Origin of the sequence: Moritella sp. 28 (assembly GCF_018219435.1) — a bacterium.
Lineage (GTDB): Bacteria > Pseudomonadota > Gammaproteobacteria > Enterobacterales > Moritellaceae > Moritella.
Map to the genome: position 1 here is coordinate 4,264,876 of NZ_CP056121.1, position 22,163 is coordinate 4,287,038.

19 protein-coding genes are annotated in these 22,163 nt (G+C 41.1%); 6 read left to right on the forward strand and 13 right to left on the reverse strand.

Annotation, left to right across the window (positions count from 1 at the left end; genetic code table 11):
• Positions 1 to 25: 25 nt before the first annotated feature.
• The 8 genes from HWV02_RS18840 to HWV02_RS18875 form a co-directional block, all read right to left on the reverse strand.
• On the reverse strand, positions 26 to 1,078 hold the full coding sequence (locus HWV02_RS18840) for a formate dehydrogenase subunit gamma (protein ID WP_211689163.1): 1,053 nt from the start codon (positions 1,076 to 1,078) through the stop codon (positions 26 to 28).
• Positions 1,079 to 1,251: 173 nt separating this feature from the next.
• Positions 1,252 to 1,869 carry a formate dehydrogenase FDH3 subunit beta gene (gene fdh3B / locus HWV02_RS18845; protein WP_211689164.1) on the reverse strand — a complete coding sequence of 206 codons (618 nt, stop codon included), beginning with the start codon at positions 1,867 to 1,869 and terminating at the stop codon, positions 1,252 to 1,254.
• A 12-nt stretch (positions 1,870 to 1,881) separates the two neighbouring features.
• Entirely contained in the window at positions 1,882 to 4,737 is a 2,856-nt protein-coding gene (locus HWV02_RS18850; protein WP_211689165.1) for a formate dehydrogenase subunit alpha, read from the reverse strand.
• 12 nt (positions 4,738 to 4,749) lie between these two features.
• Positions 4,750 to 4,953, reverse strand: a complete 204-nt coding sequence (locus HWV02_RS18855; protein ID WP_211677255.1) for a twin-arginine translocation signal domain-containing protein — start codon at positions 4,951 to 4,953, stop codon at positions 4,750 to 4,752.
• Between the two features lie 22 nt (positions 4,954 to 4,975).
• Entirely contained in the window at positions 4,976 to 5,575 is a 600-nt protein-coding gene (locus HWV02_RS18860) for a molecular chaperone (protein ID WP_255550545.1), read from the reverse strand.
• Positions 5,576 to 5,599: 24 nt separating this feature from the next.
• The gene (locus HWV02_RS18865) at positions 5,600 to 7,309 is read right to left on the reverse strand and encodes a 4Fe-4S dicluster domain-containing protein (protein ID WP_211689166.1); all 1,710 of its coding nucleotides are present in this window, start codon (positions 7,307 to 7,309) and stop codon (positions 5,600 to 5,602) included.
• Between the two features lie 273 nt (positions 7,310 to 7,582).
• Positions 7,583 to 8,227 (reverse strand): DUF3306 domain-containing protein, encoded by a 645-nt coding sequence (locus HWV02_RS18870; protein ID WP_211689167.1) that lies wholly within the window; start codon positions 8,225 to 8,227, stop codon positions 7,583 to 7,585.
• Complete coding sequence (locus tag HWV02_RS18875) at positions 8,217 to 8,699, reverse strand: DUF3305 domain-containing protein (RefSeq protein ID WP_211672924.1); 483 nt, start codon at positions 8,697 to 8,699, stop codon at positions 8,217 to 8,219. The genes HWV02_RS18870 and HWV02_RS18875 overlap by 11 nt, the downstream gene beginning before the upstream one ends.
• 202 nt (positions 8,700 to 8,901) lie before the next feature.
• Here HWV02_RS18875 and HWV02_RS18880 point away from each other — a divergent pair, with 202 nt between their 5' ends.
• A complete protein-coding gene (locus tag HWV02_RS18880) occupies positions 8,902 to 9,792 on the forward strand; it encodes a formate dehydrogenase accessory sulfurtransferase FdhD (protein WP_211689168.1) in 891 nt (296 codons plus the stop codon).
• Entirely contained in the window at positions 9,789 to 10,703 is a 915-nt protein-coding gene (locus tag HWV02_RS18885) for a helix-turn-helix transcriptional regulator (RefSeq protein ID WP_211672926.1), read from the forward strand. Before HWV02_RS18880 ends, HWV02_RS18885 begins: the two co-directional genes overlap by 4 nt.
• Before the next feature lie 106 nt (positions 10,704 to 10,809).
• On the opposite strand, the gene HWV02_RS18890 is transcribed toward HWV02_RS18885, so the two are convergent.
• The 3 genes from HWV02_RS18890 to HWV02_RS18900 all read right to left on the reverse strand — a co-directional run bounded on the left by HWV02_RS18890 (position 10,810) and on the right by HWV02_RS18900 (position 16,895).
• Positions 10,810 to 13,902, reverse strand: coding sequence for an Ig-like domain-containing protein (locus tag HWV02_RS18890; protein ID WP_211689169.1), 3,093 nt, complete (start codon positions 13,900 to 13,902; stop codon positions 10,810 to 10,812).
• Positions 13,903 to 13,911: 9 nt separating this feature from the next.
• Complete coding sequence (locus HWV02_RS18895) at positions 13,912 to 15,216, reverse strand: OmpP1/FadL family transporter (RefSeq protein WP_211689170.1); 1,305 nt, start codon at positions 15,214 to 15,216, stop codon at positions 13,912 to 13,914.
• A gap of 557 nt (positions 15,217 to 15,773) precedes the next feature.
• The gene (locus tag HWV02_RS18900) at positions 15,774 to 16,895 is read right to left on the reverse strand and encodes an enoyl-CoA hydratase/isomerase family protein (protein WP_211689171.1); all 1,122 of its coding nucleotides are present in this window, start codon (positions 16,893 to 16,895) and stop codon (positions 15,774 to 15,776) included.
• 194 nt (positions 16,896 to 17,089) lie between these two features.
• Here HWV02_RS18900 and HWV02_RS18905 point away from each other — a divergent pair, with 194 nt between their 5' ends.
• Positions 17,090 to 17,659, forward strand: coding sequence for an alkylphosphonate utilization protein (locus HWV02_RS18905; RefSeq protein ID WP_211672930.1), 570 nt, complete (start codon positions 17,090 to 17,092; stop codon positions 17,657 to 17,659).
• Positions 17,660 to 17,813: 154 nt separating this feature from the next.
• On the opposite strand, the gene HWV02_RS18910 is transcribed toward HWV02_RS18905, so the two are convergent.
• Positions 17,814 to 18,533, reverse strand: coding sequence for a YebC/PmpR family DNA-binding transcriptional regulator (locus HWV02_RS18910; RefSeq protein WP_211677269.1), 720 nt, complete (start codon positions 18,531 to 18,533; stop codon positions 17,814 to 17,816).
• Between the two features lie 235 nt (positions 18,534 to 18,768).
• On the opposite strand from HWV02_RS18910, the gene HWV02_RS18915 reads away from it, so the two are divergent.
• The 3 genes from HWV02_RS18915 to HWV02_RS18925 all read left to right on the forward strand — a co-directional run bounded on the left by HWV02_RS18915 (position 18,769) and on the right by HWV02_RS18925 (position 21,247).
• Complete coding sequence (locus HWV02_RS18915; protein ID WP_211689172.1) at positions 18,769 to 20,226, forward strand: M48 family metalloprotease; 1,458 nt, start codon at positions 18,769 to 18,771, stop codon at positions 20,224 to 20,226.
• Positions 20,227 to 20,307: 81 nt separating this feature from the next.
• Positions 20,308 to 20,658: an arsenate reductase (glutaredoxin) gene (gene arsC / locus HWV02_RS18920; protein WP_211689173.1), complete on the forward strand. Its 351-nt coding sequence runs from the start codon at positions 20,308 to 20,310 to the stop codon at positions 20,656 to 20,658.
• Positions 20,659 to 20,671: 13 nt separating this feature from the next.
• Positions 20,672 to 21,247 carry a DUF2069 domain-containing protein gene (locus tag HWV02_RS18925; RefSeq protein ID WP_211677281.1) on the forward strand — a complete coding sequence of 192 codons (576 nt, stop codon included), beginning with the start codon at positions 20,672 to 20,674 and terminating at the stop codon, positions 21,245 to 21,247.
• Between the two features lie 123 nt (positions 21,248 to 21,370).
• Here HWV02_RS18925 and hda read toward each other — a convergent pair whose 3' ends face one another.
• The gene (hda, locus tag HWV02_RS18930; protein ID WP_211672935.1) at positions 21,371 to 22,084 is read right to left on the reverse strand and encodes a DnaA inactivator Hda; all 714 of its coding nucleotides are present in this window, start codon (positions 22,082 to 22,084) and stop codon (positions 21,371 to 21,373) included.
• Between the last annotated feature and the right edge of the window lie 79 nt (positions 22,085 to 22,163).

Below are 22,163 nucleotides of genomic sequence, written 5' to 3' on the forward strand. Positions count from 1 at the left end.
ATTTTACGATCACTCTTACTTTTTATTACTTATCATCTGACTTTGATGATGATTCACTTTTTGGTTGATTCTCTGGTAAGTTTTTTACTTTTTCATACCAAATATCATGGTGCTCTTTTGCCCATGTTTCATCAACTTCACCCGTCACCATACCTTCTAGTGACGCTTCAATACCCACTAGACCGACATAAATGTGAAATACAAAGCCACAAATAAGCATCAGTGATGCTAATACATGAACTAAGTTAGATAACTTCATATCAAGACGAGTTTGTCCGAAGATCGGAAAGTCGAGAATAAAGCCACTAAAAACAATAAACACACCACAAAATATCAGTAACCAAAACAGCGCTTTTTCACCACCGTTAGAAAAATCAGCTGATGGATGCGACCCTTTATGTTTGCCAGCCATGCCGCCCATTTTCTTAAACCAATTAATATCCACTTTGGTAAATAAGCTCTTACGCCACCATTTGATCATGACCGTGAACAGTAAAACAGCAAATAATGGACTAACATAGTTATGGTACTGTTTCGCGCCATAAATGATCATCGCCCAAATATCACGAGGGATAATAGGCTTAATCAAATGTTTACCATATACCAGTGTTAACCCAGTCAACGCAAGACTTAAGAAGGTAAACGCCATACTCCAATGCAATGTACGATCTATGAGGCTCCAACGCTTAATTTTACGCCCCGTTCGCTGCTTACTTAATCTTAATGGACCTATGGTAAAATAAGCTAATATCACTAACCCAATACAACCCAATATCGCCAATGCACCTAATGGTGATATCCACTTTTCTTTAAGAATCGACCACGCCTGTCCAGATGAACTAATTAAGATACCGTGCTCTGCTGATTTTGATGTAGTGTAACCCTCTTGCCCATCTCGTACTGCACGCCAATAATCAGCGCCAGCAAAACCGGTAAGCTCACCTTCCACCGCTGACTCACCTAAGCGTTCACTGGTTGTATTGTTATCCGCGGTTTCACTAGCAAATGCCGACAAGGTAAAGCTCAGCATTAATACACTCACTAACAAAGTGAACCAATGTTGAATTCGCTTAGTCATTAAATCTCCTCACTGTGTTTAAACCACAGCGCTAAATAGATGCCTGATTATCACTAAACAAACAGTCTATGTTTATATTACAGCTAACCTATATTTATATTAAAAAATAGTCATTGTAGGTTCGTAACCAAGTCCTGACAGCTGGCTAACTTACATTAACCAGCCTTCCCGCATTAGCTTTCTTGCGGTTTACTCGCATCATAAGCAAGGTCGACAGTACTTGCCCAACCCGCATTTTTAGCGCCACGTGCAACAACACGTTCACTGTAAATATCAGAGATCTTCGCCGCATCACCAGCAAGCAAGGCTTTAGTTGAGCAAAGCGATGCACACATAGGTAATTTACCTTCTGCAATACGGTTGGCACCGTACTTTTTCTTCTCTTCTTCAGAGCCGTCTTCTACATTCGGTCCACCTGCACAGAAGGTACATTTATCCATCTTGCCACGTTCAGCAAAGGCATCTTGTTTTGGAAATTGCGGTGCGCCAAATGGGCAGGCAAACAAGCAATAACCACAACCGATACACAAGTCTTTATCGTGCAACACAATGCCATCTTCAGTACGCTCAAAACAATCCGCAGGACAAACCGCCATACACGGTGCATCACTACAATGCATACATGCCACTGAAATTGAGCTTTCACCCGGCTCACCATCATTCAGAGTAACGACGCGGCGACGTTGGATACCCCATTCAAGTGCATCATCATTTTCGTTCTTACATGCGGTTACACAACCATTGCATTCAATACAACGTTTAGAGTCACATAGAAATTTCATACTAGCCATTTGAATGACTCCTTACGCTTTAGATATTTTACAGAGGGTTACTTTCGTTTCCTGCATTTGTGTCACAGGGTCATAACCATAGGTTGTCGCAATGTTTGCAGATTCGCCCGATACATATGGGGTTGAACCTTCAGGGTAATTGCCACGTAAATCTTCACCTTGGAAATAACCACCAAAGTGGAACGGAATAAAGGCAAGACCTGGTTTAACACGACGTGTAACCATTGCTTTAACGTGAATACGGCCTTTTTCAGCACCTTCAACCCACACCATTTCGCCATCTCTGAAACCTAAATCGTTAGCATCTTTTGGATTAACTTCAACAAACATTTCTTGCTGTAATTCAGCTAACCATGGGTTTGACCGGGTTTCATCACCACCGCCTTCATACTCAACCAAACGGCCAGAAGTAAGCACAATCGGGTATTCACCTGATACATCTTTATCTTGGATTGATTTGTATAATGTTGGCAGACGGAACATCGCTTCACTGTCATCCCAAGTCGGATAGTCAGTCACTAAGTCACGACGCGGTGTATATAGCGGTTCACGATGAAGCGGTACTGCATCTGGGAAGGTCCATACCACAGCACGGGCTTTGGCATTACCAAATGGGATACAACCGTGTTTAATCGCCACACGTTGAATGCCACCCGATACGTCGGTTTTCCAGTTTTTACCCTCTGCTTTTAGTTTTTCATCCGCAGTCAGTTCATCCCACCAGCCAAGTTGCTTAAGTAGTTTGTCACTGAACTCTGGGAAACCACTTTCTAACTCACAATCTTTTGAATAACTGTCGACTGCTAATAAGCTTTCGCCATTACGCTCAACACCAAAGCGTGCACGGAAATTACCGCCACCTAGGGCAACAGGTTTCGATGTATCATAAAGAATATGGGTACCTGGGTGTTTCATCTCTGGCGTGCCCCAGCATGGCCAAGGTAGACCATAAGTCTCACCGTTAGCAATACCACCTTCAGCTTCAAGAGTCGTTTTGTGGAACGTATGCCAGTTTTTCTGATGATCTTTTAGACGTTCAGGACTTTGGCCTGTGTAGCCAATCGTCCACATACCTTTATTGTATTCACGAGTAATATCTTCGATAACAGGTTGGTTGTTCTTCACTTCAATATTTTTAAATAATTGATCTGCTAAACCTAATTTTTTCATTAGCAAATACATGATCTCATGATCAGGCTTTGATTCGAATAATGGTTCAATTACTTGGTCACGCCATTGAACTGAACGGTTTGTTGCAGTAACAGAACCTGTTGTTTCAAATTGCGTCGTCGCTGGTAGCAAATAAACATTATCAGTACGACCGTTCATCACAGCTGCAACACCAGGATACGGGTCAACAATAACCATCATGTCCAGTTTGCCCATCGCTGTGCGCATTTCTGGTCCACGAGTTTGTGAGTTAACCGCGTGACCCCAATAGAACATGGCACGAATATTATCGTTTTGCTCGATATTGTCTTTATTTTCTAATACACCATCAATCCAACGTGATACCGGAATACCGGCATGGTTCATTGGTTTTTTACCACGGTAAGCATTTTGATCAAAGCGGCCTTTTAGCCACTCATAATCAACATCCCATACGCCAGCCCAATGCTTCCAAGCACCTTCAGAAAGACCGTAGTAACCCGGTAAATTATCTGCTAATACACCAAAGTCAGTCGCACCCTGTACGTTATCGTGACCACGGAAAATATTAGCACCACCGCCTGGTTTACCCATGTTGCCAAGCGCAAGTTCAAGGATGCAATATGCACGCGTATTATTGTTACCCGTTGTATGCTGCGTCCCACCCATGCACCAAACAACACAACCTGGACGGTGTTCAGAAAGCAGTTTTGCCGTTTCATAAACATCCGCTTCTGATACACCAGAAACACGCTCTACTTCAGCAGGTGTCCATTTTGCAACTTCTGCACGTACATCGTCCATGCCGTAAACACGTTGGTGAATGAATTCTTTATCTTCCCAACCATTTTTGAACACGTGATATAACACGCCCCAAACGAAAGCAACGTCAGAACCCGGACGTAAAGACACATAGTGATCTGCTTTTGCAGCAGTACGGGTACGACGTGGATCAGCAACAACAATCTTACAGTTGTTCTTTTCTTTTGCGATAAGGATATGCTGCATCGCGACTGGATGCGCTTCAGCAGGGTTTGAGCCGATAAACAAAATTGATTTACAATTATGCATGTCATTTAGCGAGTTAGTCATCGCGCCATAACCCCAGGTATTTGCTACACCCGCTACTGTTGTCGAGTGACAGATACGAGCTTGGTGATCGACATTATTAGTCCCCCACATCGATACCATTTTACGAAACAAATACGCTTGTTCATTGTTATGCTTTGCTGAACCTAACCAGTAAACAGAATCAGGACCGGACTCTTCACGGATCTTAAGTACTTGCTGGCTGACTTCTTCAAGTGCTGTTTCCCAGCTCATTTTAATCCATTTACCGTTAACCAGTTTCATTGGATATTTAAGACGTTTCGCACCATGCCCGTGTTCACGTAACGCGGCACCTTTTGCACAGTGACCGCCCGCATTAAACGGATGATCAAATGCAGGCTCTTGACCAGTCCATACACCTTCTTGTACTTCGGCATAAATACCGCAGCCCACAGAGCAGTGAGAACAAATCGTACGTTTAATTTCAACGGGTGATTCTGGATCGACAGATTTCGCTTCAGCTTTTTTCATCATGCCCGGTGCGAACATGCCAACACCGACGGCACCACCAGCGGCAGCAATTGAAGAGTTACGCATAAACGAACGGCGCGAAATACCCAGTTGTTTTTCGTCCTTGTTGACCGTATCGGAACGTTTAGTTAATTTCATTTAGAGCTCCGCTTATAGAGAATCGTAGTAATCACGAATGTGTTTAGTTTCATGGTAACCTTTTGTATTTTTCTGCTTATCTTTCTGTTCTCGCGTGTCGACAGATGCATTAACAGAGGTTGATACACCTGTTGCAATCGCACCTGCAGCGACACCTAAACCAATATTTCTTAACAATTGGCGGCGGTTTTCATCCGGCTTATTTTGTTTACTCATCCAGTTTGCTCCTCTATCGTTATTATTTTTTTACGTCGATAAAACGTATTTTTTCAATACTTAAAAATTGCAAAGCTAGCTCGGCGACGGCGCTATAAAACACCGCGTTTTTCGCCACCTTTAAATCTTGGCAAAAACGCTCAAACCAGGTATCTATATGACGATTAAAAAATTCAGCTTGTACTTTTTGATTACTTTCTGCGACTAACATCGTCATGACTTCGAGCAATGCAGCAATATGATCTTCCGGTTCTTTCACGTCTTCATCGCGTTGAAAACCCAGCTTTTTCAAATCATGGCGTAAATGCGCTAATGGCATTTCCATTAATGACCCGGTGAGGAACCAAGAACCAAACGGCACGATCTCACCGTGGCCAATACCAATAAACAAATCTTGGTATTCATCTTCAACCGCGGTTAATAAGGTCTTTTGTGACGCGAGTTTTAATAACGGCCAAGCTGCCGACATTCCCGTGGTTTGAATGAGTTCGTTCGGTGCATCCACATCTAAATTCGCTAACCAATCAATGACGTCAGCATCCGGTGCCTTACGTAATAGATGAGCAAGTAAACTATAGATATCGATACGTAATCTTATTTCTTCAGCAACTGGCTGTGACATGTTTTGTGTTTCCATCATTTCGTTTTACACTCGCAACTGACTTGTTGGATCATCAGCCATGTCAGAAAAAATATCGCGTACACGACAGTCTTCACACATAGATAAACGGCGAATAGCATCACCCTGAAATTGTGAATGACCTTGTAATTTCTCGGTCAGCATTTGAATCATCGATGCTGGCGCAAATGCTTTACCGCAACTTAAACAGCAAGCAGGCTCTTCTTCATGGATCATCACGGTGTTTTGGCGGCTTTCAGCATCCCAGTTAACACCCGGTTTAAGACTAATCACTTGCTCTGGGCAAGCTTTTTCACATAAGCCACATTGCACGCAATCTTGCTCTTTGAACTGCAAACCGGGGCGTCCGCCAACAGCATGTAATGCACGGGTTGGGCATACAGCCACACACCCCATACATAGCGTGCAATCATCTGTTTTACATTCAACACTACCGTAAGGTGCATTTTCAGGTACGCTAGACAATGTTGGTCTAACTGTGCTTTGCGCATGCAATCTATCTAATGCACTAAACAATTTCTCACGCTTAGTCCCTGATAATTGCTCGGCTAATACACCGCTATCCATCACTGCGATCTTGTTATCTACCACAGGCAACAAAGATGCAGGGAACGCCACAAATTCAGCCGCGGAGCTAAGTTCAAACAAGCAAATGCGATCTGCTTCAAAACCAAGTTCAGTTAAGAAGTTATTCGCGATGGCTAACTCATCTTTTAAAACGCGATCAATTGTCGCAGGCATGTAAGCAATATTCGTTGCTAACAGTACTTGATGCGCACCATAAATCAGCGCGCTAAACCATGTATCGACACCCACAGTTGCTAACTCTTCCAGTGCAATCGGGATCACATTCGATGGTAATGACGGTAATTTCGCTGCAACGTTTTCTTCATCACGGTTACCAAAGAATAAGATCGTCGGCTTTACACCTCCCGCCATTTGATAACTGTTTAACAAACGATAAATGAAGTTCTGGGTTTTCTCTGGATCTGGTAATGCATACGTGATCGCTTCTGTCGGACAAGCCGTTGCACAAGTACCAACCCCCTGACATAAGAACGGGTTAATCTCGATCGCATGGCCATTACTTGATAACGCACCCGCTGGACACGCATCAACACAACGTGTACAGCCGCTCACACCACGGGATGAATGTGCACAAATGTCATTATTTAAACGGAAATACTTAGGCTTATCAAACGTACCAAGCATGTCAGGTAAGGTTTCAATCACATCTGCAATCGCCGCTTTACCACTGCCGACAGGGTAATAACCAGGTGCAGGGATCTCGGTGTTGATAATGCTCTCGGCACTCATATCAACCACTAAATCAAAGCTATCACCACCGATAGTTACTTCCGCTAGATTGACATAGGTATCAAGTAATGTACCAGCTACGCGGCAATTCACTTCGAATGCGCCTAAGTAACCTTTTATTGTTACGTCATTACTAAAAAATACCTTAATGTCATTACTTGTTTTCGCCGTGTTTTCAGCTGCCTGCGAAGTCGCAAGGAGTGTCACTGAATTAAGTGTTGAAAATTGCGGGGCCAGTGTAGTAATAGTATCGTGCGGACCAATGATCAATAGATTCCCTCGGCTCTCGTAAGAGACCGTTGGCGGGATCAAATTCGATAATTCAACCGTACCAGCGATTGCACTTAAGCGTGCTTGACCATTGCTATCTGTAAATGTTTCTAGAATACTTTTTAACATTGCTATTCCTGTATACTCGTCACCGCAAAAATTGGTGCCGATTAAACTGCGAGTTTAGTGCCCGAAGCTCTTTCTGCCGTACGGTTTTTACCGTACTTTATGCTGTAGCTAATAGAGCAATAACCGAACCAACTTTTAACGGAAAAAAATGACCTATAAAGAACTAAAGTCAGATAAGGACAGTTGATGTACTTCCAACTGAGACATTTTGTCGCTACAAATGATCACGCCTGTATCAAATTGTCCCGATTAAAATAAGGGTTATTAGTCCCTTTATGTCTCACCTTGCTGAATAATTTTGTGATGTGGCTCATCGCAGCCTTGCGATAATTTGAAATCTTCCGTGACGGGTTCAACTGTTTCATCTTCAACAGCTGACATTTCTGCTTCTTCTGTTCGTTCAATACTGAGGTCTTCTACTTGCTCAGGTTCTTCTACTTGCTCAGGTTCTTCTAATACTGTCTTAACCCAACCACGTAACTGTTTTGCGATACTATCGTCGAGTTTAGGGATATTAGAAAAGTCTTCAGTATGATCGTCCATATCACTGATATAGTTGAATTCATCTGAATGAAACAATTTAGCGAGCGCCGCTTTTTTTACTGATTTATCAACCCCCTGCTTTAGAAATGAAACGACGCCGCTGTCAAATGTCACACTATCTGCATCTGCAATTGTTAATACGTCATCACTGCTCTTGTCTGCAATATCGCTCTGCTTATCTACCGCATCATTCGTCACTTTATCTAGCGTAACGGCTTGATTAATTTCTGCGTTAGCATCATAAACTGGCTCAGAAAATTGCTTAGATTCAGTTAATTCTTCAACGGCTTCATTCGTTTCCGATAACGTTGTTGAAGCTTTGTCTTTAGCCGTCAGAGAGCGGCTAGACCAACGTTGAAAAAAGTTAGTTGCCACTTGAACGTCCTTTTTTATCTTTATAACGTTTCTTTTTAAATTCAATCAGTTCGCCATGACGCCCAATGAATGCTTCCATCCAAGCCTGAACTGGTAAGGGCATTTGAATATGTAACACTTGATAATCGCCATCCATGTAACTGCTTGCGACACTTTGCGCGACAGTGATAAGTAACGGCGATAGCTGCTCATTATTTTCTTCACAAACAATAAACAAATGCGGGTCTTGTGAACTGAGGTTAAAACGATAATCAGTTCGTTCATCGCGGTATAACGTTAATACACGCTCATAACAGGTGCCAGTGCTAGCATCGTCTTGCGTGTGGTTGTGATCATATAATTCGACATTATCAATAGACCAAGACAGCGTCGTCCAGCGTCCAATTTGCTTTTCTTCAGAGCAAAGACGAAACCTGATTGGCCAACTTGATTCGTCTTTTTCTAAGCGCTTATGTTCATCAATTTGTTGCACACATGCTCCTTTATTCTATTTTTATAATTATTTAGTATTTTTTAATTTCTTATATAACGCACCCTACTCAGCAAAATTTAGACCAAGTTCAAGATAAGTGACAAATAAAATGGTGATACCCAAGTTACTTCAAGGTGCAGGGTATAAGTTGGAATGAACTTTGCTTACCTCTTGATAGATATATAAACCAGCAGGACTTCCGATGCCGCAATTACCAAAAATAATTAAAACCAACTCTTCAGTTGAGCACACTATGACCGTCGACATCATGGATGAATATGGCGATACCATGACCAAAGAGATCGCGTGTGAACATCCGTTAACGATTTACTTAAACTGGGTAGAAATCGTAACAGTGATGACGCTCGGAGCCCGACCTGCCGACCTCGTGCTTGGATATTTAAAAAACCAAGGTTTCATTGAAGACATTGCCGCGATTGAATCAGTAATTATTGATTGGGATACAAATTCTGCAGCCGTGATCACCCGTGAAAATACTGATGGTTTAGAAGATAAGTTATCGAAAAAAACCGTTACTTCAGGCTGTGGTCAAGGCACCATGTTTGGCAATGTAATGAAAAAACTAGAAGGTATCACACTGCCACAACCTAGATTACGTCAATCAAAACTCTATGGTTTGTTAGAAGCATTAACTCACCACAACGCAACTTATAAAGCGGCCGGTGCAGTACATGGCTGTGCAGTGTGTAAAGACACCACTATTTTATCGTTTGTCGAAGATGTAGGCCGTCACAATGCAGTTGATACCTTGGCTGGGGAGATGTGGTTAAAAGGTCAAACAGGTGAAGATAAGATCTTTTATACTACAGGCCGCCTCACGTCTGAGATGGTGATTAAAGTAGCGCAAATGGGGATCCCGGTATTATTATCTCGATCCGGTGCTACACAAATGGGTTACGACTTAGCAAAAAAACTGGGTATTACCATGGTTGCTCGCGCCAAAGGTAATCGTTTTCAAGTATATAACGGTATGGCAAACCTAATTTTAGATGTCAAAGGCCCTGACGCAGAAGCGCTTGCACAAACAGCATCACAAGAACACTCATCAACACTAATCGGTAAAAGTGCATGAGCGAACACTTCCCTGCTTTTATGAATGTAAAGCAAGTCGCTGAGTATTTAGACCTGAATGAAAAAAAGGTCTACACACTGGCTAACGATGGCCATTTGCCTGCAACGAAAGTAACGGGTAAATGGTTATTTCCCAAAGCAATGTTGGATAAATGGCTACTGGAGTCTTGTCATAACGGCGTACTGAATGACCGCTTACTCATCGCAGGTTCTGATGATCCACTCTTGCAACTGGTCGTGGGGAAGATGGCACAAAAGCTTGGCAGTACCGCACTGGTTGGTTATACCTCAACAGGCACTCGCCAAGGTTTAGCCATGCTCAGTAAAGGCCATGTGGATATTTGTGCGATACACTGGGGACATGCAGAAGAAGCAAGCTTACGTCACCCTGCATTATTACAGCAATATCCAGGGCATAAAAACTGGGTACTGATCCACGCCTTTGAGCGTCAACAAGGCTTAGTGGTTAACAAAGAACTAGCCGATTTAGTGAACTCTCGCTCATTAAATTTACAAGAATTACTAACTTCACGTTGGCGCTGGGCACTACGTCAAGAAGGGGCTGGCAGTATGCGCGCCTTAGGTGAATGGTTGCATAATCATGCTTACACTGTCGATATGCTTACCGCAGCGGAAACTTGTCACAGTGAACGAGAGCTAGCGTCTTGCATTGCCCGTGGAGAAGCGGATGTGGGCTGCGCGAGTCAAAGCACTGCAGGCGAATTTGGTTTAGGTTTTATTCCGCTAAGTACCGAAGCTTTTGAACTGGTGATCCCCAAAAATATCTATTTCCGTACCTTGCAGCAGCAATTACTACAGTCGTTATCTGATATGAAGATCCAAGCTAAGGGAGATCAACTCGGTGGTTATAACTTCAGCCGGACAGGTCAACAAGTCTGGAGTGCCAATTAGCCTTAAATTTAAATACAAAGTAGACCTAAATACCACAACCTCAGCTATCAAAGCTCCACCTATAGTCCCGTAACAGTTTAGGTGGAGCCATGAACATAGTTAAGCGTTATTTCATTGGTTGTGAAACCTGCTGTAACGCCATACTACCAGGTTCAATAGCGAGTTTCATATTGCCAATATTCCCCAATATGTACATTTCAACATCGAGCTCAATTTGATTTAAGTTCTTTAATTCAATATTCATACGACCATCCTCTAAAAATGTTAGGGGCCCTTGTAAATTAAGAGTAACAGGATAACTATGAAGATTATGAGTACCAAAAATTATCTTCATGAATGGATTATCCATATATATATCTAAATCAACTTTAAAATTAAGCCTATTCTCTTTTTCATTCCAAATAATATAGCCCGTTGGCACTTCTGTTTTACCATTTATCACTGGGTACTTAGTACGCATAATCATTGTTCCGGTTGGAACTGTCATGACCATAGAAAAAATACCAGTTTCAACCGTAACGTCTACGCTTGAAGATATCAGTTGCGCACTATGGACCTTAACCGGTATTCGGTTATTTTCTGCATCATACTCCCCGACTTCCGTCGGCATAAAACCACTCATATACGTTTTAGCATAATCGTCACTACAGATTTTATCTAACTCACAACCAACCGTACCTCGCTTCAAAAGGCCCTTTACTTCTAGTATAGATAACTGGGCTAAATTACCATTCTGCACCTCTTCTTTCACAGGATCCCAACGATAATCACGGTTGGTATCGGTTGTTGGCATCATTAATGGATTAAACACTAAGTTGTCAGCGGGTGCTGCACGAAATGGCATTAACATATCAGGGCCACCACGACTCTCATTACTATCAGACTTAAGCAAGGTTGTTTGTAAAGGGTAACCTTGTGCGCTACATAGTACCTCACCTGTAGAGCAATCAACGCTACCTTTAGTTTCACCTTCCGCAGAAATTAAAGAATAACGATATACGTTTAAACCTTGATCGTGCCAGTTCTCATCAGGAGAAAAGGTTAAGATTTTATTCTCATAATTGAGCACACCAGGAACCGTTCCGATACAGTTACCAGAACCGTTAGGTTCAACAATTTCGACACGGAACGAACCTGTATCACACGTTTCACCTAAACGTATACTGGCTTTATCCATCTGCTGACTGAACACGACAAAAATATCGCGATCCTCTTGTAAATTAAAGATATTTAACTTTTGGTCAGGTCCTCTCTTTTTACCCGATTTATCCTCTACCTCCACCTTTAGACCACCAGCACAACGACCCGCAATATCCAGCCCTAAGTCAGTGTCTTCAAAGGCGCATGAATAGCCTGGCACCATGCCTTCAACGGTTGGGGCAGTATAGCGAGCTACAAGCTTACCATTCACTTCAAACTCTGTACCTTGTTCTTTATTTGGAGTCTTAAAAGTTTGCATTACATGGGTACGATTACCCGTAAGATCTTTAACTTCACCAGAGACCGTATAAGCCGTTAATGGGATTAAGTTATCTACCGGGGCAATAATAATGGAAGCACCGTCCTGCGAAATATATGTTTCCACAGCCATACCATTTTCATCTTTAAGAATAAGATTTTGTAATGATGCGACATCTAGCGGTTTGTTATAGGTAATGATTATATTGTCACCTAAGCTAAAGTGCGCAGTGTTCCTGTTAGGGTAAGCAGAATGGAATACAGGTAAGAGAGTGTCGGCAGTAAGTGCTAGCGCTTCCGCTTCTGCTTTAGTATATGACTCCATATGAAATGATAGTTTCGCATGTGCATCATCAACACCTAAAATTTTCAAGTCAATTTCACTGATAGCATCAATGATCATCCTTGGCCCTTCAGTTCTAACCGTCCCTATAAATTCAAGATGCATAATATTCTGACTGAAACCACCATTCGCCCTACCATTTATCTTACCATTTTCAGTATAACCATCAGCTGTCATTGCGACATCCATAAACAGGTGTAATTGCTTTGGTGCGTATTTATGATCTGAACTGGTATTATTAATTAAATAACCCGTCGCATCAGAAATAGTAGTCATGCGAATATTACCTGTATCGTAACCTGCTGAAAATGTCCCCCCTACTTTAACGCTCAGGTTCGAACTATTTAAAATAGAACCTTTGCGGATAACAAGGGGAGTCGAACGACCAAAATTAAGCAAGCTCGCGAATTCAGTAACCAAGTCAGAATTAATATATGTTGTATCATTATTACCAATCAGTATTGATTTAATCGTTACCCCATTGGTGAGCTCTCCAGAATAAGGAGAAGCTTGCTCATTCGTATTTAGGGTAACATTCATTGTTTTAAATGAGCGTTTACCTGGATCTAATACCGTAAATTTTTTTTCTAGGCCTACAAAACTATTACCTAGGCTGTCCTTAACGCCGTTACTGACGATAAGTTGATAGGTAGCACCAACATCCAGATCGATTTCGGGATCAAATGTTAGATAACGACCTTTGGCAATCAAATCACCTTCGACTTGCTCTGTCGTACCTATTTTTTGAAATTTAAATGTCTCACCTAATACCAAGGTTTTGACATCAATTTCGTTGGTCATACGTAGACGTAATGCCGTGAACGTCGTAAACGGTAAGTCATTCGTGGGATAAAACCCGTTAGTATCCAATGCAAACTCAGCCACGTTTTTTGCTAGGCGAGTAGTGAATATCAGCGGGTTTTGCATCGTTCTTTCTACGGTTAATTTTTGATTATCCTCTGCTTCATTAATCAATCCTATTTTATAAGTAACGGTATACTGTTCACCCGCTTTAAGCGCACGTTTTGGTTTTAATGCCAAACCATTCGCTTTTGGATTGTCAGGATCTGTTGCAAAACTACTCTCAGTCACTTCGACCGATGTCACTTCAATCACATTTCCGTCACTGTCTATCAAGCTAAAATTTTGTACCGAAAGACTATCTAACGGATGCGAAAAGGATAATAGTACAGAGGTATTAATCGCGACATCTCTCTGCCCGTTAGATGGGTATGAGTAAAACTCGTGAGCATTAAACAGACTGTTCGCACGACGATCAGCTAATTCACTAGGTGTTAAAACTAAATCATTACCATCACTACAACCTGAAAGTACGAAATAAAAAATAAGAAGAGCGAATTTAAAAAAATAATTGAAACAAGCGTTTATTTTTTTCATAGTGCCCCCTTAAAATTTAGTCGAAAATGAAAGTGCAACTGTTGACACTGAGCCGTCCAATTTAACCGGTTTATCATTTTCGCGATCTTGATGCTTAATTATATGATCGGTACGTTTGAGTTTTTGGTACTGATATGCGAGGTCAATCTGCCAAGGGTAAGCCGTTAAACCTGTACCTTTATGAAAATAAGAAAAACCAGCACCAAACACTTTTTTATCGGCGCTTAAATAATTAACATCTAACGTTGCTTTATCTGCATCTAATGGCGATTTTTCATAGCTTGCACCCGCCATTAATTTAAATGTATCGTTAAAGTTCAGTTCGATACCTGCGCGTGGAATATTGATATTTTTAAAACCAACACTCGCCTGGTCTTTCACTGCATCGCCTAACATCAAGTCATTCAAACTTGACCATTTTTGTTGCTCTCCACTGAGCACTACACTTACCATTCCCGCTTTAACACGTATACCTGCAGAAATAGTATCTGGCTGGTATGCATCATACGTAAGTAAGTTAATTGGTAACTCGGACACAGTTTGCGTGATCGTTGCTAGTGCTTTAATATTTGTCTGGCCATAGCTTTCACCTCGGTAAGCAGCTGCGAGTGTGATTCCGTTACCAGCACAACTTTTATCACTACCACAGGCCATACGACCGAAATCTAGCATTACCCCACCAACAGGAGTCATCACAGGCTTTGCTGATACTGCAACATTTTCATTCGCAGGCGAAGTTCCGTCTAACTCACTTTCCAAGCTCATGGCTGCATCTGCATGTAATGAAACTTGAGCCCCCCCACCAATGGTTAAACCTGGAATTATTTGAATAGAACCCGATGCAGCTACAAATAATGGCTTCTCACCATAATTAAGCAACTGACCCGTCTCTGATGTTGCCGAACTAAACGCCATCATTTCTGAACCGGCATTTTCGATACCAGCAATCAAACCAAAATAAATGGGGTAAGAAAAATTAAAAAGGTTGGTTACATTAACATTCATCCCCACGAGTATCGGTTGTGTTACGTCATCAAATTTTTGATCGCCTGCAGTTATGCTCGGAGTTGCTGATAAATAACCCAGATACAGTTCACCTTGATCTGTGGCAGATAGTGCTGCGGGGTTGTAATATGCGGCTGATGACTGTGAGTTAAATAAAGAGAAAGATTGTGTCGAAGCTATATCTACGGGCGTTAAGCCAAATGTCGAGCCTAAGTTACCTAAGCTAGCCTGAACGCCTCCCGTACTAAGAACTAATATAACTGGAACTGAAAGAAAAGAAATATTATTAAAAAATGTTTTTTTAGTCATTACTGCTAACTCCGTCTAGCAAAATAAATATTTTAGACAATTAATAAATTAATAAATTAATTTCGGTATAACCCTTTGAACTATCTTTATTCAATCCCCAATTTGGGTTTTATATTTTCAATAGTTTCCCCTAACCCACAAGATAACACCCACAAAAGGGTACCACCTAGTGGGTAATTCGGTTAGATTACTATTAAATTAAAAAAAAACAAATTTAACTATTTAACTTTTTAACTTTTTAACTTTGGATCTTATTCCAGTGACCTTAAAAAGTATCAAGGTCACTTTATTGATAAAATTTACGGAAATTTAACCCTTTTCATTAATTTTAATAACGACACGTTTTTGTTAAACACATGTCTTGCGTATCTATTGGTTAAGTGTGGAACAATAGGTTTTGCTCCGTCGAATCTAGCCATGCTAGTGATATCGACGAGCGAGAAGTGGGATATTGAACTGAATGAGTGACTAAACTGGTAGTCTTGCATTAATTTGTGGTGGACAGTTAGCGCCACGTAAAGACGCATAGAGCCATAATTAAAGAATTAGAATACAAATTACAGCTTACTCAAGGGATGATATAAACCGCACCAAGGAGATACAAATAAAGCATCAACAAAGTCAGCAGGTACATCTTTAATCTGTTTAAATAACCAATTAGGTTTGTTGTCTTTATCAACTAACAAAGCCCTTACACCTTCAACAAGATCAGCATTTAGACAGACATTCATGGCTAAGTCTAATTCCAACTGAAAACATGCCGCTAACGATAGCTCAGTATATTGGTTTACCTGCCGGTACAAGATATGCGCTGATATTGGGCTGCCTAATAGCAATTTTTTAACGCTGGTTTGTAACCACGGATCACAACTTTCGTGCGCTTGAATACATGCCATCACGTCAGTGAGTTCTGTATAAACACTCAACTGAGTAAACAAGGCTTGATGATTGACTAAATTACCGTTAGCGAAATCAGCATCCACATAGTACTGTGTCAGTAACTTATCAACTTGTTGGTGATGTAACCTAGTATCACTTTGCCAATCAAGCCTAGTTAATGCATTCAGCACATCCGTATATTTTGTAGTAGGAATTAAATACTCGCTTAACCCTAAATATTGCGCATCTTTGGCATTAATACTGGCACCTGTTAACCCTAAAAATAATCCGACACCTGGGTGTGGTAAACGATTTAAGAACCAAGTTGCGCCAACATCTGGGAATAAGCCGATAGTGATCTCCGGCATGGCAATACGTGCAGTCTCAGTAACCACACGGTGACTGGCCCCCATAAACAGCCCTAATCCACCGCCCATAATAATGCCATCACCCCAAACGATCAGTGGTTTCCCAAAGTTATGCAATAAATAATCGACTTGATACTCGGCAGTAAAATAGCAACTAACGACCTGCTGCTTAGCCTCATAGCCTTCTGTTGCAACTAAGGCTTGCTGTAATGATTTAACATCGCCACCTGCGCAAAATGCTTTCTCTCCAGTACTGGTCAGTAATACACTGACTACCCGATTATCACTTTTCCAAGCAAGTAACTGTCGTCGTAATAATGGAAACATATCGGCACTCAGGGCATGTAATTGACGTGCTTTATTTAGGGTAATAACACCGATAATATGACCATTACTCGTCGCTAACTCATCAAATAATACGCTTGCTTCCATGTGAACTCCAACTTGATAAAAAAACAGTGTAGCCAGATTAAGTCGATTAATTCAACTCGCTAAGCTGTTGATTGTGAATTTAACCAAACACATTGACCAAGTTAATCGATAACATCAGATTGAACCTATTGTGAGATACCCAAAATACTTCCTCTATGGCATAATAGCCCTACAAAATTTAGAGGATTAATTCAATGACTATCGAAACAACGCTATTACAACGCAGTGGTTCTAAATGTGAAATGTGCACATCAGAATCTAACCTATCCGCTTATGAGCTACCTGAATCACCCGAAAAAAGCTCTGACTGTGCAGTAATGCTTTGTGGTACTTGCCTTGAGCAAATCAACAACTCAGATACTCTTGATGAAAATCACTGGCGTTGCCTAAACGACAGTATGTGGAGCCAAGTACCAGCAGTACAAGTACTTGCATACCGTATGTTAAACCGCCTAGATGCAGACTGGTCACGTGACCTACTTGATATGATGTACCTAGAAGAAGACGTAAAAGCATGGGCTGAAAAAGGCGTGTTAATTGCGGCAATGACAGACTCACCAGCACGAGACGTAAACGGTACTATTTTAAAAGCTGGCGACAACGTAAACATCATCAAAGATTTACCTGTTAAAGGCTCAAGCTTAGTGATCAAACGTGGTACAGCTGTGCGTAATATTGGTTTAACAGATAATCCATTACACATTCAAGGTCGTGCTAACGGTACCGCAATGGTGATCATTTCTGCATACTGTAAAAAAATGTAATTTGCTTAGTTTGTCTCGTCTTAAAATACGTTGACAGTTAACCAGATAAAAAAAGGCCGATTACCCATTCTAATAAAGAAGCGGTAATCGGCCTTTTTTATATGCGGCGTTTATATGTGTATAAAAAACCGCATTTCATTAACTATATTAATAATTAGTCAATGATCGCATTGTGATATACATCTTGTACATCATCACTGTCGTTTAATGCAGCAAGGAAACGTTCAAACATTTCAACGTCATCACCCGTCACTTCAGTTTCAACTTGTGGTAAGAATGTAATGTCTTCTGCATCAAATTCAATACCAGCAAACGCTTCTGATAATGCTACTTTCGTTTTGTAAAATTCAGTGTGTGGAACATAAACTGTGATAGTACCGTCTTCGTTCTCAACATCAGCTACATCTACTTCCGCTTCCATTAATGTTTCTAATACCGCATCTTCGTCATCAAATTTGAATTCAAATACAGCTTGATGATCAAACATATGTGATACAGAACCTTGCGCACCTAATTTCGCACCATTCTTAACGAATGCTTGACGAACTTCAGTGAAAGTACGCTTACCGTTGTCAGTTAGACACTCAACAATAACCATGCAGTTACCCGGGCCAAAACCTTCATAACTTGCGCGCTCATAATCTTCACCGCCAGCACCAGATGCTTTTTCAATAGCACGTTCGATTACGTGAGTTGGAACTTGATCTTTTTTCGCTTTTTCAATGATGCGGCGAAGACTTAAGTTGCTATCAGGGTCGCCACCACCAGTTTTTGCAGATACATAGATCTCTTTACCATATTTAGAGTAGATCTTAGTTTTCATGCCAGCTGTTTTAGCCATCGATAATTTACGGTTTTGGAACGCTCTGCCCATCTTAATTCACTCTCATTTTAAATTTGAAATAAATACTTACCGATTTTAGCAGGATTAACACCATTTTTTCCACAAAAGCGTAAATATCTTATCTTCCATCAACAAAAATTGGCTAAACATCCCACGGAACTATAACGAATATAGGTCGTCTAACAATTTGTCACTGTTATCGGTTAATATTATGCTCTACTATGTTAACTAAATTTACTTAGTTATTACCGCATAGGTCGCCCATTTGTATCTAAAAAAAATATTACGCTTGACCAGTACAGCATTATTTGTCAGTACGCTCGGTCTAGTAAGCACAGCGCAAGCAACTAACAAACTGCCCGAAATTGGCACAGCCGGTGTGACGGCCTTATCGATCGAGCAAGAACGACAGTATGGCGCAGCCTTCATTAAAATAGCGCGTGGTTCTTTCCCTATGGTTAGCGACCCTGTTTTACAAGAATACATTGCCGAACTGGGCGCAAAACTCATTAACCAAACCGATTCAGTTCGTTTTCCATTTAATTTTTTCCTCATTAAAGATGATGAAATTAATGCGGCGGCATTTCTTGGTGGCTATGTAAAAGTGCACACAGGCTTATTTTTATACGCCGAAAGTGAATCAGAATTTGCATCCGTCATCGCCCATGAGATTTCTCACATCACTCAGCGCCACCTTGCGCGTAGTTTAGAGGCGCAAGCAGGTAATAGCCAACTGACTGTTGCAGGGTTAGTTGGCGCAGTATTATTGGGTATTGCGAATCCGGTTGCAGGTATTGCGATGTTACAAACCACTGTAGCTATTAATGTTCAGTCTAGCATTAACTATACCCGCGCCAATGAATTTGAAGCCGATCGTATTGGTATTCAAGTGCTGGCCAATGCTGGTTATGATCCTACAGCAATGTCGACTTTCTTCGGTAAATTATCTGCGCAATACCGTTTTAGCTCAAAACCACCACAAATGCTGATCACTCACCCATTACCAACCACCCGAATCGCCGAAGCACGTGATAGAGCAGCACTATATCCAAATCGTTATTATCCACCAAGTCTCGACTATCAATTAGCCAAAGCCCGTATTCAGGTCCGCTATGGCACCTTAAAACCAAAAGAAGCACTGCAATTTTTTCAACATCAACTTAAAACTAAAAATTTCAAGCTAAAAGATGCAGCGCTCTATGGCCAAGCATTGGCGTTACTGCAATTAGATAAAAATGTAGAAGCCAAAAAAATCGTTGTCGAATTAGCTAAAACGCATCCAAACAACCTGTTTTACCTCGATACTCTTACCGATATTGATTTAGCCTTAAAACATAATGCCGAAGCTATTGTGAGATTAAAAAAAGCCAATAACAGATATCGTAATAACCCGGTTACCACCATCAATTTAACCGTAGCCTTGCAACAAGATAAACAGTATGGCGAAGCTAAAAAGCTCATTAGAAATTACTTACGTGATAATGAAACAGATATGATTGCCTTAAACATTTATATTGATTTACTGAGTCAAACAGATGATAAGATAAAGATGTATGTCCAACGTGCAAATCTGGCGCAACTTAAAGCTAACTATCCAAAAGCCCTTAATGAACTGCAATCAGCGCGAACACTTGCAACAAGCTCAGCAGATATTGCTCGAATTGATGCGCATATGGAGAAAATTGAGTTAGACAAGCAAGAAATGCAAGCATTGCAAAACTAGCCAAGGGACAGGAAACAAGGCAAAATGGGGACTTTAAGGATCCCCATTTGTTTTAAGACTTGTTTAAGGAATAGGCCAAGCATGACTAGTGTCACTATTTATCATAATCCGCGTTGCTCTAAAAGCCGCCAAACTCTTGCTTTATTAGAAGAACAAGGTGTCACGCCAAGCATCGTAAAATACCTCGAAACGCCACCATCAGCAGCACAGCTGCAAAAAATCTTAACCTTACTCGCATTAACGCCTCGTCAATTAATGCGTATTAAAGAAGCTGAATATAAAGCACTTGGTTTAGATGATGAAAGCTTGTCTAATGACGAACTCATTGCCGCAATGATCGCAACACCGAAATTAATCGAACGCCCAATTGTACTCGCAAACGGTAAAGCTACGATTGGCCGTCCACCTGAAAATGTTTTAGCCATTCTCTAACTACGAGCAAATAATGCAAACAACACAAGAAATACAAAAGCGTATTACTCAATACCGGTTTCTGGGACTTTTTGGCTTCTTTGGCCTGATCATACTCATGTTCGTATGGCAGTTATGGCTAACGCCAGAAAAACTACAAGACCATACCCAATCACAAGCATTAGCTGAATTAACAGCAATGGCAGAAGTTAATCCAGAATTATTACCGCAAGTTGAAGCTGAAAAACAGAAATGGCTAGAGCGCCAAGCATCACACGAGTCAAATCCATTAGCCAAAGCCTTTATTTGGATCTTGCCATTATTATTCCCCTTCTACGGGTTGATCAAAGGAAAACCTTACACGGCAGCTTGGAGTAACTTTGTTGTCATGATCTATTACATGCATTCATTAACCATCATGTATACCGATCCAGATGAGCGTCATCTTGCTATATTAGAGTTCATTTTAGCCAACTGCATGTTATTTGGTAACGGTATTTATGCTCGTATGCAGGGCAAAGAGTTAGGCCTAGGTCTTGATAAGCTAAAAGTAGTGATGGCTGAAGAAAAAGAACGAGAAGAAGCATACAAAGAAAAAAACAAAGATTAACTTTGTGTAAGCTAACAGTTTCACTTAAATAACAAAAAAGGAAATAGTGTCATCGAACCTATTTCCTTTTTACTTTTTACGTTTTACTTTTCAATATTTTGTAAGTCGTTTTGGCTTTGTTAATTATAAAGAGAGGGTTTCTTTCACAAAAGGGATGGTTAAACGACGTTGGGCACTAATTGACGCATTATCTAATCGATCTAATATCGAAATAAGGGTTTCCATATCTCGAGATGAACGATTTAATAAAAAACGGCCAACATCAACCGGTAGCTTCAGTCCTCTAAATTCAGCACGTAGCTGTAACGCAGCGAGCTTACCGTCATCATCCAATAACTGCAGTTGGTAGCTAACGCCCCAATCTAGTCGTGAAAGCAGATCCGGTAATTGAATACCTAAATGCCGTGCCGCGCTATTACCCGTAACAATAAGTGAACCTGGATTGTCTTGATCATGACTATCACGCCAACGATTATAAAAATTGAATAATGCGACTTCCCATTCACGGTTACCTGCGATCAATTCAATATTATCGATACAAACAATATCAAGATGTTCCATACCATCTAATACAGATGGTGACATCATGGCAGACATTGCCATCGGTAAATAAGCGGCAGAACGATCAGCGTCCGTACACTCGGTACAGGTTGCGTGAAGTAAATGAGAGGTACCCGAACTTCGGCTACCAAATAAATAAAGAAATGGATCACCGTCGCCGACAGCAGCATTTTTTAATGCTGTCAGTAGTTGGACATTAGCACCGGGGTAAAAACTCGCGAAAGTTTCACCATCGGGTAATTGTACAGATAAAGAAAGTTGTGCTGGAGTGTTCAATATCACCCTTTCATACAATCATAAGATTAGTGAGGCCATTGTAGCACCTCAATGCCCGATAGAAAACGACTAGTAAAAA

Coding starts and splice junctions, on each gene's coding strand:
- fdh3B (WP_211689164.1), bottom strand. CDS start 1,869: ATGGCTAGTATGAAATTTCTATGTGACTCTAAACGTTGTATTGAATGC.
- HWV02_RS18855 (WP_211677255.1), bottom strand. CDS start 4,953: ATGAGTAAACAAAATAAGCCGGATGAAAACCGCCGCCAATTGTTAAGA.
- HWV02_RS18890 (WP_211689169.1), bottom strand. CDS start 13,902: ATGAAAAAAATAAACGCTTGTTTCAATTATTTTTTTAAATTCGCTCTT.
- HWV02_RS18865 (WP_211689166.1), bottom strand. CDS start 7,309: ATGTTAAAAAGTATTCTAGAAACATTTACAGATAGCAATGGTCAAGCA.
- HWV02_RS18880 (WP_211689168.1), top strand. CDS start 8,902: ATGCCGCAATTACCAAAAATAATTAAAACCAACTCTTCAGTTGAGCAC.
- HWV02_RS18925 (WP_211677281.1), top strand. CDS start 20,672: ATGCAAACAACACAAGAAATACAAAAGCGTATTACTCAATACCGGTTT.
- HWV02_RS18840 (WP_211689163.1), bottom strand. CDS start 1,078: ATGACTAAGCGAATTCAACATTGGTTCACTTTGTTAGTGAGTGTATTA.
- HWV02_RS18850 (WP_211689165.1), bottom strand. CDS start 4,737: ATGAAATTAACTAAACGTTCCGATACGGTCAACAAGGACGAAAAACAA.
- HWV02_RS18910 (WP_211677269.1), bottom strand. CDS start 18,533: ATGGGCAGAGCGTTCCAAAACCGTAAATTATCGATGGCTAAAACAGCT.
- HWV02_RS18895 (WP_211689170.1), bottom strand. CDS start 15,216: ATGACTAAAAAAACATTTTTTAATAATATTTCTTTTCTTTCAGTTCCA.
- HWV02_RS18860 (WP_255550545.1), bottom strand. CDS start 5,575: ATGTCACAGCCAGTTGCTGAAGAAATAAGATTACGTATCGATATCTAT.
- HWV02_RS18905 (WP_211672930.1), top strand. CDS start 17,090: ATGACTATCGAAACAACGCTATTACAACGCAGTGGTTCTAAATGTGAA.
- HWV02_RS18900 (WP_211689171.1), bottom strand. CDS start 16,895: ATGGAAGCAAGCGTATTATTTGATGAGTTAGCGACGAGTAATGGTCAT.
- arsC (WP_211689173.1), top strand. CDS start 20,308: ATGACTAGTGTCACTATTTATCATAATCCGCGTTGCTCTAAAAGCCGC.
- HWV02_RS18885 (WP_211672926.1), top strand. CDS start 9,789: ATGAGCGAACACTTCCCTGCTTTTATGAATGTAAAGCAAGTCGCTGAG.